The 12,765-nt window shown below is 71.4% G+C and carries 14 protein-coding genes; 6 read left to right on the top strand and 8 right to left on the bottom strand.

Annotation, left to right across the window (positions count from 1 at the left end):
• Nucleotides 1-63: 63 nt before the first annotated feature.
• From LZ495_RS11560 to LZ495_RS11550, 3 genes are all read left to right on the top strand, one after another.
• A complete protein-coding gene (locus tag LZ495_RS11560) occupies nt 64-1,551 on the top strand; it encodes an amino acid permease (RefSeq protein ID WP_268822661.1) in 1,488 nt (495 codons plus the stop codon).
• Nucleotides 1,552-1,561: 10 nt separating this feature from the next.
• The gene (locus LZ495_RS11555) at nt 1,562-2,059 is read left to right on the top strand and encodes a GNAT family N-acetyltransferase (protein WP_235052020.1); all 498 of its coding nucleotides are present in this window, start codon (nt 1,562-1,564) and stop codon (nt 2,057-2,059) included.
• A 354-nt stretch (nt 2,060-2,413) separates the two neighbouring features.
• On the top strand, nt 2,414-3,328 hold the full coding sequence (locus LZ495_RS11550) for an oxidoreductase (RefSeq protein ID WP_235052019.1): 915 nt from the start codon (nt 2,414-2,416) through the stop codon (nt 3,326-3,328).
• 25 nt (nt 3,329-3,353) lie between these two features.
• Here LZ495_RS11550 and LZ495_RS11545 read toward each other — a convergent pair whose 3' ends face one another.
• The gene (locus LZ495_RS11545) at nt 3,354-4,355 is read right to left on the bottom strand and encodes a zinc-dependent alcohol dehydrogenase (protein ID WP_235052018.1); all 1,002 of its coding nucleotides are present in this window, start codon (nt 4,353-4,355) and stop codon (nt 3,354-3,356) included.
• A gap of 187 nt (nt 4,356-4,542) precedes the next feature.
• Here LZ495_RS11545 and LZ495_RS11540 point away from each other — a divergent pair, with 187 nt between their 5' ends.
• Entirely contained in the window at nt 4,543-5,391 is an 849-nt protein-coding gene (locus LZ495_RS11540) for a sugar phosphate isomerase/epimerase family protein (protein WP_235052017.1), read from the top strand.
• Nucleotides 5,392-5,524: 133 nt separating this feature from the next.
• On the opposite strand, the gene LZ495_RS11535 is transcribed toward LZ495_RS11540, so the two are convergent.
• From LZ495_RS11535 to LZ495_RS11520, 4 genes are all read right to left on the bottom strand, one after another.
• Complete coding sequence (locus LZ495_RS11535; protein WP_235052303.1) at nt 5,525-6,154, bottom strand: GNAT family N-acetyltransferase; 630 nt, start codon at nt 6,152-6,154, stop codon at nt 5,525-5,527.
• 172 nt (nt 6,155-6,326) lie between these two features.
• The gene (locus LZ495_RS11530; protein WP_235052016.1) at nt 6,327-8,144 is read right to left on the bottom strand and encodes a cation:proton antiporter; all 1,818 of its coding nucleotides are present in this window, start codon (nt 8,142-8,144) and stop codon (nt 6,327-6,329) included.
• 114 nt (nt 8,145-8,258) lie between these two features.
• Nucleotides 8,259-8,732 (bottom strand): nuclear transport factor 2 family protein, encoded by a 474-nt coding sequence (locus LZ495_RS11525; RefSeq protein WP_235052015.1) that lies wholly within the window; start codon nt 8,730-8,732, stop codon nt 8,259-8,261.
• A gap of 106 nt (nt 8,733-8,838) precedes the next feature.
• On the bottom strand, nt 8,839-9,450 hold the full coding sequence (locus LZ495_RS11520) for a hypothetical protein (protein WP_235052014.1): 612 nt from the start codon (nt 9,448-9,450) through the stop codon (nt 8,839-8,841).
• Nucleotides 9,451-9,542: 92 nt separating this feature from the next.
• Between LZ495_RS11520 and LZ495_RS11515 the strand changes: the two genes are divergently transcribed.
• On the top strand, nt 9,543-10,154 hold the full coding sequence (locus LZ495_RS11515; RefSeq protein ID WP_235052013.1) for a hypothetical protein: 612 nt from the start codon (nt 9,543-9,545) through the stop codon (nt 10,152-10,154).
• Nucleotides 10,155-10,424: 270 nt separating this feature from the next.
• Here the strand turns inward: LZ495_RS11515 and LZ495_RS11510 are convergent, their stop codons facing one another.
• From LZ495_RS11510 to LZ495_RS45450, 3 genes are all read right to left on the bottom strand, one after another.
• The gene (locus tag LZ495_RS11510; protein WP_235052012.1) at nt 10,425-11,081 is read right to left on the bottom strand and encodes a hypothetical protein; all 657 of its coding nucleotides are present in this window, start codon (nt 11,079-11,081) and stop codon (nt 10,425-10,427) included.
• A 79-nt stretch (nt 11,082-11,160) separates the two neighbouring features.
• Nucleotides 11,161-11,436, bottom strand: coding sequence for a hypothetical protein (locus tag LZ495_RS11505; protein ID WP_235052011.1), 276 nt, complete (start codon nt 11,434-11,436; stop codon nt 11,161-11,163).
• A gap of 63 nt (nt 11,437-11,499) precedes the next feature.
• Entirely contained in the window at nt 11,500-11,913 is a 414-nt protein-coding gene (locus tag LZ495_RS45450; RefSeq protein ID WP_505011341.1) for a YxzC family protein, read from the bottom strand.
• A 161-nt stretch (nt 11,914-12,074) separates the two neighbouring features.
• Between LZ495_RS45450 and LZ495_RS11500 the strand changes: the two genes are divergently transcribed.
• Entirely contained in the window at nt 12,075-12,713 is a 639-nt protein-coding gene (locus LZ495_RS11500) for a hypothetical protein (protein ID WP_235052010.1), read from the top strand.
• Nucleotides 12,714-12,765: the final 52 nt, after the last annotated feature.

The following is a 12,765-nucleotide window of genomic DNA, read 5'->3' as shown; positions in this document are numbered from 1 at the left end:
TCGATGGCATAAGGAATACTGGAGCGGTTCCACCCGCACCACCTCCAGGACCCGAGCGCACCGATGAGCAGTCGCAACACGTCCGTGAAAGCCCACACCCCGGGCGCGGACCCCGGGTCCTCGGCCGGCAGCGGCGACGAGCATCTCGGGCACGGGCTCAAGCCCCGGCACCTCACCATGCTCGCGCTCGGCGGCGCGATCGGTGCCGGGCTCTTCGTCGGCACCGGGCAGGGCATCCGCACCGCGGGGCCGGCCATCCTCATCTCGTACGCGCTGGCCTCGCTGCTCGTCGTGATGATCATGCGGATGCTCGGCGAGATGTCCGCGGCGTCTCCGCGCAGCGGGTCCTTCTCGGTGTACGCCGAGCGCGCGTTCGGCCGCTGGGCCGGCTTCACGGTCGGCTGGCTCTACTGGTGGATGCTGACCATCGTGCTCGCCGTGGAGTCGGCCGGCGCCGCGACGATCGCGCACGGATGGTGGCCGGACGTCCCGCAGTGGGCGTTCGCGCTGGCGATCATGGTGTTCTTCACCGGGGCGAACCTGCTGTCCGTGAAGGTCTTCGGCGAGTCGGAGTTCTGGTTCGCGGGCGTCAAGATCTTCGCGATCGTGGCGTTCCTGGTGCTCGGCACGCTCGCCATCTTCGGCTGGCTCCCGGACAACGACGCTCCTGGCCTGGCGAACCTCACCGGGCAGGGCGGCTTCCTGCCCAACGGCTGGACGGGTGTGGTCACCGGCCTGCTCGCGGTCGTCTTCGCCTTCGGCGGCGTGGAGGTCGCCACCATCGCGGCCGCCGAGTCCGACAACCCCGCGCAGTCGGTGGCCCGCGCGGTCCGGACGATCGTGTGGCGGATCCTGCTCTTCTACATCGGCTCGGTGCTCGTCATCGTGACGCTGCTGCCGTGGGACTCGGACGCGGTCGGGTCGGGGCCGTACGCCGCGGTCCTGGACCGCATCGGCATCCCGGGCACTGCCGTGCTGATGGACATCATCGTCTTCGTCGCGCTGCTGTCCGCGCTGAACACCATGCTGTACGGCGCGTCCCGCATGGTCTACTCGCTCGCCGAGCGCGGCGAGGGCCCGCGTGCGCTGCTGGCGGTCTCGCCCGGCGGCGTGCCGCGCAAGGCGGTGCTGGCGTCCTCGGCGTTCGGCTTCGTCGCGGTGCTGCTCAACGTGTGGTGGCCGGAGCAGGTCTTCAAGCACATGCTGAACTCGGTCGGCGCGATGCTGCTGTTCGTGTGGTTCGCGGTCGCCGCCTCGCAGTTGGTGCTGCGCAAGCGATACGAGCGCGAGGCGCCGGAGAAGCTCGTCGTACGGATGTGGCTCTACCCGTACCTGACCTGGGCCTCGCTGGCCGCGATGATCGCCGTGCTGCTCCTGATGATCTTCGGCGAGAGCGACGACGCCCGCACCCAGCTCGCCTCGTCCACCGCGGTCGTCGTGGTGATCCTCGCGATCGGCCTGATCCGCGAGCGCCGCGGCCGTCGCGGCGGCCACGACGGCCGCGCTCGCGGTGCGGCTAATTCCGTTGGCGGCGGCCCGCACGGCGAGTAGCTTCGCCGCCGTGACCCCGACGCTGACCACCGCCCGCCTGGTCCTCCGCCCCTACGTACCCGAGGACGAGGACGGCTTCGTCCGGCTGTTCGACGACCCGTCGGTGACGCGCTGGCTCGGCATGCCGAGTGTCGATGCGCGCACCCTGTTCCGGCGCGCCTTCACCCCGGAGTTCAAGATCACCTGGGATATCTGGGGCATCTGGGAGGACGGCGCGTACGTCGGCCATGCCGAGATCAAGCCGAGCCCGGACCCGCAGGTCGACGGGCACGAACTCGTCTACGCCCTCCTCCCCCGGGCCTGGGGCCGCGGCCTCGGCTCGGAGATCGCGGCGGCGGTCACCGGCCACGGAGTCGGCGCCCTCGGCCTCGCGGAGGTCCACGCGACCGTCGACCCGGCGAATGCCGCGTCCCTCGCGCTGCTGCGCAAGCTCGGGTACGCAGACGTCCGCGACCTCGTCGACGAGGACGACGGCGAGATCAGCCGCCTGCTGACGTTCCGCGCATAGGCGCGCGGCCTGCCCCGCGGGAAAATCCGCGGCGCAGGCCGGTCCGAACTCCCGTGCAGGGCGGGGCAGCTCAGACCCTGCGGGCGCTGCGTCCCTCGACCGTGGTCAGCGCGCTCAGCGCGGCGCCGAAGAACAGCACGCCGGCGGTCGAGACCGTATTGACCAGGACGCCGCCGAACAGCGCGCCGCCAGGTCGACCAGCTCGCGATGGTCGCCAAGGTCCGCACCCTGGTCGCCGCGGCGCCGCCGGCGCCGCCGGTGCTGCACGTGGCCTGACGGCGGCCGGCCGCGGCGCGGCCGCGTCCCCCGGATTTCCGGGTGGCAGCCGCGTCTCGTCATGTGGATTATGTGCGGATGACTTCTGAGGCGATCACCGCGGCGGCGTCCGGCACCTGGGTCCTCGGCGACCTGACGGTCCATCGGATCGGGTTCGGCACGATGCGGCTGCCGCAGACCGGCGCGGCGCTGGTCCCGGACGCGGTGCCGCGCGACCGCGCCGAGGCGATAGCGGTACTGCGCCGGGCCGTCGAGCTCGGGGTGAACCACCTCGACACCGCGGCGTTCTACTTCTCGCCGCTGCGTTCGGCCAACGAGCTGATCAACCAGGCCTTGGCGCCGTACGCCGACGACCTGGTCATCACCACCAAGGTCGGCCCGGCCCGGGACGCGTCCGGGCACTGGGCCACGCACGCGGGGCCGAAGGAGTTGCGCGGCCAGGTCGAGGAGAACCTGCGGCAGCTGGGCCGCGACCACCTCGACGTGGTCAACCTTCGGGTGCTGGGCACCGCGTCGATCGCCGAGCGCTTCGGCGCCCTCGCGGAGTTGCGCGAGGCCGGGCTGATCCGGCATCTGGGCATCTCCAACGTCACGCCCGAGCACCTCGCCGAGGCGCAGGCCATCGCGCCGGTGGTGTGCGTGCAGAACCCGTACGGCATCGCGATGCGGCCCGAGCAGGACGACTTCGTCCGCCTGTGCGGCGAGCAGGGCGTCGCGTTCGTGCCGTTCTATTCGATCGCCGCGACGGGCGGCCAGTACGGCACGACCGCCGCCGAGCCCGACGAGGTGCTCACCGTCGCCCGCGCGCACGGCGTGAGCCCGGCGGAGATCCGGCTGGCCTGGACGCTGCACCGCGGCCCGCACATGCTGGCCATCCCCGGCACCGGCGACCTGGGGCACCTGGAAGCCAACATCGCGGCGGGCGCGCTGCGGCTGAGCGATGCGGAACTGGCGCTGCTGGAGACGGCCCACCGGCGGGCCGCGGAGGCGTGAGAAGGCCGTTCCGCATCCGCGCAGGCTAAGGTTCCACGACCACCTTGATCGAGCCGGTCCCCCGGTCCCCGGCGACCCGGAACGCCTCGGCGGCGTCCTCCAGCGGGAAGCGGTGCGTAATGACCGCGGCCGCGATCCCCGGGCGCGCCGCCAGCATGCGCGCGGCGCGGTCGATGTCGCGTACGCCGTCGTCGTCGGTGCCGTACGCCATCGACATGACCACCCGCGCCTCCTTGAGGAACGCCGCGAGGAAGGGCAGCGGCAGGTCGCCTTCGTGCAGGGCGGCGATCGACACCGTGCCGCCCGGGGCGAGCAGTTCCACCGCATCGGCGAGCGCCGCGGGGGTGCCGGCGGCGTCGACGACCACGTCGTAGCCGCCGGCCGACGTCGTCTTTGCGGCGGACGCTGCCGACGCATCGGTGAGGACTGCCGCGCCCAGGCGTTCGCCGGCCTCGATGCGTTCGGTGCGGCGGGCCGACAGGGCGACCTCGGACGCGCCGAGCGCCTGCGCGGCCGCGACCGCAAGCAGTCCGATGGCCCCGCCGCCGACCACCGCGACCCGGCTGCCGGGACCGACGCCGGCGATGCGGGCCGCCCGCCAGGCCACCGCTGCGGGTTCGACGAGACTGGCGTCGTGTACCGGCAGGCCGTCCGGTAGCGGGACCAACGCCGAGGCGGGGACGGCGTATTGCTCGGCCATCCCGCCGTCGATGCTCAGCCCGGGCACGCGCAGGTAAAGGTCGGCGCAGTGATTCCGGTGCCCGGCTCGGCACGGCGCGCAGATGCCGCAGCCGAAGACCGCCTCGACCGCGTAGCCCCGCCCTTCGGCGTCGACGCCCGCGAGTTCGTGGCCGATCAGCAGGGTGCTGCCCATGGCCAGGTAGCCGAAGTCCGAGCCGCAGATGCCGGCCGCCGCCATGGTGAGCAGGCGGTCCGCACCGGGTACTTCCGGGACACCGTCGACATCGACGACCTCCACCGCGGCGCCGCCGCCCGCGGCCGTGCCGCGCCCCCGTACCGCCCTCATGCCTGCCGCCTCTCGTCGTCGGTGATCGGCGTCCCCTGGAGCAGATCGTTCGAAATCTCTATCACAACGGTCGAGAGATCGAACGGCAAGGCCGTGGGTCCGGCCTTCCCTTCTCGGTGGACCCGCCTTAGCATGCACGGACTTTCGGGACCGAGACCCGAGTGCGACCGAGGAGCGTGGTGCCGCGATGCTGGGACCGGACGACCTGGTGCTGTGCGCCGGAACCGTGCTCGGCAGCGGGTTCCGGGAACGCGCGGAGGCTGCGGCAGCCGCCGGATTCGGCGGCATGACGCTGTGGGCGCAGGACTGGCAGCGGGCTCTCGACGAGGGGCTGACGCCCGCCGACATGCGCGCGATCCTCGCCGAGCACGGGCTCTCGGTGGGCGAGTTGGACGCGGTGACCGACTGGCTGCCGTCGGGCCCGGCCGGGGCGGACGGCGTCGGGTTCTCCGTACCCGCCGACGTCTTCTGGGAGATCGCCGACGCGCTCGGCGGACGCTCGCTCAACGTCGTGGAGATCGCCGGGGCCGCGGTCGACCCGGAGCAGGCGGCCCCGGCGTTCGCCGCACTGTGCGACAAGGCCGCGGGGTACGGGCTGCTCGTCCATCTGGAGTTCCTGCCGTGGTCCGGTATCCCGGACATCCATGCGGCGGCCCGCATCGTGGCCCTCGCCGATCGGCCCAACGGCGGCATCCTGCTGGACACTTGGCACCACTACCGGTCGGGCGGCGGCCTCGCCGACCTCACGCCTGAGGTGACGCGGCACATCAACGGCATCCAGATCAGCGACGCCCCGGCGCAGCCGTCCTCTGCGACGGCGGCTGATGCGGCCGCGCTCATGGACGAGACGATGACGCGCCGCCTGCTCCCCGGCGACGGCGACGCGGACGTCGCGGCCACCCTCAGGGCGCTGCGTGCGGCAGGCGTCGATGCGCCGGTGGGCGTCGAGGTGTTCTCGTCCGAACTCGCCGCCCGCGGTGTTCACGAGGCAGCCCGGGCAGCGGCGGCCGCGGGGCGGGCGGTCATGCCGGGCTGAGCCGTACGGGACCGGGCGGCGGCCGATTCCGGAGATGTCGGTCGCTCTCCGGGGCCGGAGGGGCCGGGCGCGGCAGCCAGGCCGGACGGGGCGAGCGGCAGCCGATTTCCGGAGGGGGTGGGAATCAGCCGGGTCAGGCGGAGTCGGCTGCCAGGAGCAGCACTTCGGCACCCACCGGCACGTACCCCGCAGCCTGGAAGACCCGGATACTGCGGGCATTTCCGGTGGCTTGCTGGGACCAGACCGGTCCCCCGCCCGGGACGAGATGGCGAGCGGCAACAGCCATCGCGCGGCCCAAGCCGCGGTGGCGGCCCCCCTCGTCCACCTCGATCGCCGCCTCCCAGCGGCCTGCGACGCCGCGGCCGAGCACGAGGACTCCCCCGTCGGCGGCCCAGACGCGTACGTCGTCGCGGCGTTTGAGGGCCCGGACGACGCGCGGATGGTCCGGGTCGGCGATCTCGCGCAGCGGCAGCGGCGGCTCCCCGGTGAGCGGCGGAGCGACGGTCAGCAGGTCGATGGTGTCCATCGTCCGACCGGTGCGGTCCATGAGTGCGGACAGGAAGCGCGGGTTCATGCTGGCCGCCAGCGGATCGCAGCGCACCGCCGCGAGGGTGGCCCGTACCCACGCGGGGTCCTCGTCCGTGTGGACGACCGTGTGCGCGGTGAACGCGATGACTCCGGCGTCGCGTCGGTTCGCCTGCGGCAGCACGGTCGTGCGGCCGTCGGGAGGCGGGAACTGCCCGCGGGCCGCTGCGTCCAGGATCGCGGCAAGCGCGGGCGGGCTCGGTTGCTCCGCCGCGTCCGCCGCGGCAGGGTCCCCGCGGTCGGCCGGCCCGTTCTTGATCGTTTCCACGCTCCGAGGCTACGTGACCTGCTCTGCTGGCACGGCTCGCGTCGACGTGCCCCGGCAGGTTGCTGTGCCGTTCCGACCGGACCTACCCGTCGGCTTCGGGGATCTGCTGGAGCCGGGCCTGCTGGATGTCGAGGGCGTGCTGGGCGCGGCCGAGGGTGCGTGAGCTGTACGCGCCTGCGCGGCGGGCCAGCAGCAGTTCGTCCTGCTCGGCGGCGAGGACGCGCAGTATCAACTCGCGGTACTGCTCGCGCGGGTCGGTGGCGTCCGCGGAGCCGGAGCCGGGGCCGGAACCGGAACCGGAGCCGGGGCCCTGGCCGGGGCCGGGGCCGGGGCTGCCCGCCTGCTTGCCACCGGCGGCCTCTGCGGCTTTGCGGTAGCCGGTGCGGGTGTCGTTGCGTACCCGGTCCACGACGATGTCGGCGTAACGATCGGTGCCGTCCGCCGGTGCGAGGTCGGAGGCGTCCAGGATCTCGCGGGCGCGGTCGCCGAGTTCGTCGAGCAGCGCGGCGTACTCGGCTCGGTCGGCGGCGGTGTCGTCGCCGGGGATGGCCAGGACGCGGATGACCTTGGGCAGGCTGAGTCCCTGCACGAGCAGAGTCGTCACCGCGACCACGAAGGCGATGAGCAGGAGTTCGGTGCGGTACGGGGTGTCCGCGGGCAGCGTCTGCGCGGCGGCGACGGTGATCGCGCCGCGCATGCCGGACCAGCCGAGGACCACGCCGCCGCGCCAGCCGATGCTCTCGGCGAGGGCGAACTCGAGGTCGCTCTTGCGGCGGGTGATGCGGAGTTGGAGGCGCTCCTTGCGCTCGTCGGTGACCTTCTTGCCGCGGACCACGGTGCCGGGTTCGAGGTCGGCGACCTGGCCGCGCATGCGTTCCAGCACCGGCTGCCAGGTCTCCGCCCGGCTGGCCTCGCGGCGCAGCGACGCGACCAGCGGGGCGACGAACGCCATCCGCAGCGCCATCACGAGCACCGAGGCGACCAGGCCGATCCAGACGGCTTTGCCGACGTCCACGCCTGCCCGGTCCGCGTCGTCCAGCAGGGTCTTGAGCTGGAGTCCCATGAAGAGGAACAGGCCGCTTTCCAGCAGGAACGCGACGGTCTGCCAGTTGAGCGCCTCGGTCACCCGGTCCTGGGCGCGCAGGAAGCGGGGGCTCTGGTGGCCGGTGACCAGTCCGGTGACCACGACGGCCAGCACCCCGGACGCGTGGATCTCCTCGGCCGGCACGAACGCCACGAACGGGATGACGAACGTGACCGCGGTATTGAGCACGCTGTCGTCCAGGTGCGCCCGTACGCGGACGTTGACCTGGCCGACCGCGACACCGATCGCGATCGCGGCGGCCACCGCGTAGAGGAAGTCGAGGCCGATGCGGGCGAAGGCGACGTCGTGCGTGATGGCGGCGACCGCAGAGCTGAGCAGCACGAGCGCGGAGGCGTCGTTGACCAGCCCTTCGCCTTCGAGGATGGTCAGCAGGCGGGACGGGAGGCCGAGGCGTTTGCCGACCGAGGTCGCCGCGACCGCATCGGTGGGGCTCACCACCGCCCCGAGCGCGAACGCGGCGGCAAGGCCGAGCCCGGGCAGCAGCGCCTCGAAGACCAGGCCGGTGCACAGCGTCGTCACGGCGACCAGCAGCACCGCAAGCCCGGCGATGGCCTTGAAGTCGCGCCGGAAGTCGACGGCCGGCATCCGTACCGCGGCGGCGTACAGCAGCGGGGGCAAGACGCCGGCGAGCACCCACTCGGGATCCGCCTCGATGCGCGGCAGGCCGGGGATGAAGCTCAGGCCGATGCCCACGACCACCAGAGCGAGCGGCGCGGCGACGCCCAGCCGCCGGGACACCGAGGCGACGGCGACGATGCTGATGACGCCGAGGACGGCGACGATGGTCAGTTCCATGGCCGTCCCATTGTGGGCGTTTTGCCGCGTTTCTCCGGGCAGGTACGCCCACCCGCGTGGCGGACCGGCGCGGCGCACTTCCCATGCGCCGCGTCGTATGGCCGCCTCTGACGACTACTGCACGTGCGTACGTACTGCGTCGTCGCCCACGGTGTGCCACGCGTCGAAGGCAAGCGCAGTCACCAGCCAGGCAGCGCCGGCCACCCGCACGAGTGCCAGCCGGTAGGCGCCCCAGCCCTCCCACTTCGCGCCGCCGAGTCCGCCGCCGACCTCCTCCGCGAGCAGGTTGTACGCGTAGCCCTTGGTGTCGACGAGGGCCGAGTCGCCGTCCAGCTGCACGCGGATGTTGGACACCGCATGGAAGCTCTGCTTCAAGGGGTGCAGCCCCTGTATCCAGCCCTCCACGAGCGCATCGGCCGGCAGACGCACGGGATCGCCGCCCGCAAGGCTGGTGAAGTCGAGGTCGACCTCGTCGGCGAACAGCGCGCGGGCCGCCGTCCAGTCCTTGGCATCGACGGTGTCGAAGACGGCGTTCACGACGTCGGTGATGGCGTACTTGTCGACGATGACCGCGAGTTCGTCGCTCATGATGACCCCTTCCGTGACCTGATGGGACACGGGGCACGCGCGTGCGTCGAGCTCCGCACGCATCCGGCCCGCGGCCGGATATTCGATCACAGGATGATGAAGCCCATTACCGGACAAGCGAATTCAAGCCACGCACACGGCCGGTGACGGCGCCGCCGACGACCACGACGCGGTGCCCGCCCAAGGCGTCGCCGAAGGCCGCCAGGAACTGCGGGCTGAACCGCGGCCAGTCGCGGAACGCAAAGCCCAAATAGCCGAACGCGTAGCGGTCGTGGTCCCAAGTCCAGGCGGTCAGATCCCCGGCACGGCCGCAATCCGGGCAGACCACTGCGGCCGCGCCGCTCTCGTACCAGCGGTCCATGGCGGCGTCGAACGGCAGCCACGCGCCGGGGATCACGTCCCAATCCTCGGTGTACAAGGCGATGCGCGACGCACAGTGCGGGCATTGCGCGTACGCGGGCGGGTACTGCCCCGCGTCGAAGCCGACCCGTCCCGTCGTGACCCTGAGCCCTCCGTACGGCTCCCCCTCCCCCGCGGCCACCGCCCGTCCCCACTCCGGCCCGGGCGGATGCCCCAACGGCACCCCGAGCACGCAGTCGGTCCGCTCGGCGAGGACGATCCCTTCCGCCACCAACCACCGAAGTCCCCGCGCCGCCACGGCTTCTGCGGCCGCGGCCGACACGCTGAGATCCACGACAGTCTGGAGATGGTGGCCCATACACGGACCGTAGAAGGCGCCACCGACATCCGCGAGTGCCCAACGGGGTCGGCGGGGTAACGAAGGTCATGCCGCGACGGATGCTCCCCCTCATGATGGCCTTGGCGTTGGCCTGGGTTTGCGCGTGCCAGCGGGCGGGCGGGCCCTCGTCCGCCAATACGGCTCCATCAGCGCCGCCGACGAGGGCGGGCAGTCATCCCGCGTCGGCGTCGCCGAGCCCTTCGGCCCAGGAGCCCCTGAAACTGGACCACTTCTACCGGCTGTGCACCGGGGAGGCCCGCGGCTTCCCGACGAAGCCGTACCGAGGACCGGGGCCGCATCGGATCGTACTGGTTCCCCGCATCGGCGCAAACGGCTCCTTCTGGACGTCCCCCGACTACCGGCGGCTGCCCGCCGAGTGGGATATCGAAGGGGCCGCCTCCCCCTACGACATCGAGCTTGTGGCCTGCATGACGAGGACTGACGGCGCGCACATAAGCAACTGCCTCTACAAGCAACTAGGCAACCTCAAGCTCCACTTGGGGCATTACAGCGTGGTGGTCAAGGAGACCAGTACCGGTACCGAGGTCGCCCGCTTCGAGTTCGATGCAACTGCCCGCACATCGTGCCCGCCAGCAGCGTTCGCCAATACGACGCTCTCCACCTCGGCCACGCCGGAAGAGCTCGCGGAAGCGTTCCGCGCCGTTGCGACGGCCACCGTCTGACGTCGCGGACCGTATGCCGCAGCCTCCGGAGGGCTCCCATTCCTCCGCGGCCACAGCCCGTGCCCGCTCCGGCCCGGGGGGATGCCCCAACGGCACTCCCAGCATGCAGTCGATCCGGTCGGCGAGGACGATCCCTTCCGCCACCAACCACCCAAGTCCCTGCGCCGCCACGGGTTCTGCGGCGGCGGACGGCACGCTGAGATCCACGACGATTTGGGGATGGTGGCCCAGAGGCGGACCGTAGAAGCCGGCGCCGACCTTACCGACCGTTCACCACGCCCAGACCTGCCACCCGGTCCGCCGCGGTTCCGCCGCGGTCCGGAGGAAGGTTTCGCGTACGACGTACCGGTCGTCGGCGTACCACCGCTGCCGAGGCCCCGAGGCCTCCGCCGCCACCGGCAGGCTCGCCGCGAACTCCTCGGGCGCCGCACCGAACGGCGGCACCGCAAGCCGCTCCGCGTCCACGCAGGCGTCCAGCAGTGCATGCGACTCGATCACCTGAAGCATCGACGCGTACAGCGGCACGAACGCGAACGTCTCCGCCTCGGCGATCCCGAACCGTCCATCGACGTGCTGCATATAGGGGACGGGGCTCGCGACACACTCACCGACGACTTCGAAGGCGCATCCGCGGACGTCCTGTCGAGCGTGGTCGACGAGCGTGAACTCCCAGTCTCTGTCGTATCGGAGCGGGCCGTCCGGGAAGTCGATCCACTGTCGTACCGGGTACCGGAGCCCCCCGAACCGCCTCGCGTACCCTTCACGCCTCAGCACCAACGCGAACGGCGCCGGAACACGCTTGCCGCGCCGGTCGAGCACCGTCATGAACTCACTTGGCCGATCGGCCTGTTCCACCCGGTCTCCGACGCGGGCCAGAAACCCCCGAGCGCGATCGCTCAGATCCCACGGGTCGTCAAGGACGTGCACATGAGCTTCCTCGTTCTGTGTTGTGCGTGCACTCTAGCCCGAGGCAACCGCAACCGGACGTTCGCGCGAACGAACCGGCTCACCACTCACCGAGGCGGAACCATTCGGATCCGTCGCCCGGCCGAACCCGGACCGAGCCCCCGAGATCGAGCTCTCGCAGAGCGGCGAACACTCGTCGAAGGACGTCGTCGCGATCGGCCTCTGGATCGATGTCCAGGTCGAGGTTCGATACAAAGCTGCCGGTGCCGGCGCCGCTGACCTCGCCGACTCCGTCCAGCGCCGCGGAGAGAGAATCCTCCACGTCATCACGGTCCACCGGAATCGGACCGTCGATGACGACCTCGATGAAGTCCATGGTTGCGCCCCCCGGGACCGAGTCGTTTGAATCCGGTCGTCACCACAGCGAGCCTCCGGGCGGTCAGTATGGCCCGCGCGGCACTTCCTCCGCTTGGTTGAAGGCCCTTGCCTGCTCACGTACCGCTTGGATCCAGCCCCGTGGATCCGCATCGTAGAGAGCGCAGCTCTCGAGCCATCGGGCGAGTCCCCCGATGATGCCGTCGAGGGAGTGACACCATCTGCCCTCGCCCGCCCTCCCGTGCCAGACAACGCCGGGGCGGCCTGGATCCTCGCAGAGGTCGAAACCGTGCAGGTGCTGCAGGGCGCTTACGACCAAAGGGTCCTCGAAGTCGGCAAAGGCACCGTCGCCCTCCACCCATGGAACCGCCCACGCATGCACCGCTTCACGGGTCACCTCACCCGCTGCCAGCGCATGCCACCAGGCGGCCACCTCCCCGCGACCGGGCGGAAGCGGCGGGGCGTCCGGATCACTCATCAACTCACCCTCCCAGCCGGACAGCCCAGGCGCGGAGCCGGATCCAAGGTGCCCCCGAACAGGCCGTCGCATGACCGGACCGTTTCATCCGCTCGGGGCGGGTTGGTCTCACAGCGCAGACCGGATGCGATCATGAGGCCCCTCTGACCTGGGAGGGGCACATGGGCCATGTCTTCGCTCGGCTGACCGGATTCGGCATGACGCTGATTCCGGTCTGGCCCTACACCTTCGAGCGTACGGTCGACGCGCCCGGCACGGTGAGCGTGACTCGCTGGGAGGGCCAGGCCGCCCGCACCGCCATCGTCGCCGGATCTGCAGAGAAGCCCTCGGTCCAACTCGCGAACACCCAGACCGCCGACGAAGTCGTCGAGGTTCTGGCAGGACCCGCCGAGCAGGTCTGGCGCATCGAGACGACGCCGTTCTCAGTCGAGTGGCCGGAAGGCTTCGCGATCGACTCCCCGCCTGCGGGCGACAACTCCACCCCGTTCATGCTGTTCGGACCGGCGGGCTCCACGATCTATCTCCAAGGCCCGCTTAGCCGCGACCAAATCCCCTCCCCCGCCCGGCTCGCAGCTCCCGGCCAGGCCCTCGTCGACCACCGCACCGAGGGCGCATTCGAAGCGGTCGAACTTGCGTATCAGCACGACGGCGCCGCCTGGCAGCAAAGCCACCACCTCGTCGCGCTGACTGAAAGCCATGTGCTCGTTATCACCGCCCAGTCGCCGGCAACGCACGCCGCGCAAGTCCGGGCGGCCGCTGATCTCATGGCCCGGTCAGTCGTGGTACGCACCAACACCTGATCAGGGCGGACGCCTGCACCCCAAGAGTCGGGCTCCTGGGCTCGGTGGGGTG

This window comes from Yinghuangia soli, assembly GCF_021502675.1.
GTDB lineage: Bacteria > Actinomycetota > Actinomycetes > Streptomycetales > Streptomycetaceae > Yinghuangia > Yinghuangia soli.
The sequence above is the reverse complement of the archived record's forward strand: the minus strand, read 5'-3'. Positions and strand labels throughout refer to the sequence as shown.

Coding starts and splice junctions, on each gene's coding strand:
- LZ495_RS11560 (WP_268822661.1), top strand. CDS start 64: ATGAGCAGTCGCAACACGTCCGTGAAAGCCCACACCCCGGGCGCGGAC.
- LZ495_RS11550 (WP_235052019.1), top strand. CDS start 2,414: ATGACTTCTGAGGCGATCACCGCGGCGGCGTCCGGCACCTGGGTCCTC.
- LZ495_RS11545 (WP_235052018.1), bottom strand. CDS start 4,355: ATGAGGGCGGTACGGGGGCGCGGCACGGCCGCGGGCGGCGGCGCCGCG.
- LZ495_RS11540 (WP_235052017.1), top strand. CDS start 4,543: ATGCTGGGACCGGACGACCTGGTGCTGTGCGCCGGAACCGTGCTCGGC.
- LZ495_RS11530 (WP_235052016.1), bottom strand. CDS start 8,144: ATGGAACTGACCATCGTCGCCGTCCTCGGCGTCATCAGCATCGTCGCC.
- LZ495_RS11525 (WP_235052015.1), bottom strand. CDS start 8,732: ATGAGCGACGAACTCGCGGTCATCGTCGACAAGTACGCCATCACCGAC.
- LZ495_RS11520 (WP_235052014.1), bottom strand. CDS start 9,450: ATGGGCCACCATCTCCAGACTGTCGTGGATCTCAGCGTGTCGGCCGCG.
- LZ495_RS11515 (WP_235052013.1), top strand. CDS start 9,543: ATGATGGCCTTGGCGTTGGCCTGGGTTTGCGCGTGCCAGCGGGCGGGC.
- LZ495_RS11505 (WP_235052011.1), bottom strand. CDS start 11,436: ATGGACTTCATCGAGGTCGTCATCGACGGTCCGATTCCGGTGGACCGT.
- LZ495_RS45450 (WP_505011341.1), bottom strand. CDS start 11,913: ATGAGTGATCCGGACGCCCCGCCGCTTCCGCCCGGTCGCGGGGAGGTG.
- LZ495_RS11500 (WP_235052010.1), top strand. CDS start 12,075: ATGGGCCATGTCTTCGCTCGGCTGACCGGATTCGGCATGACGCTGATT.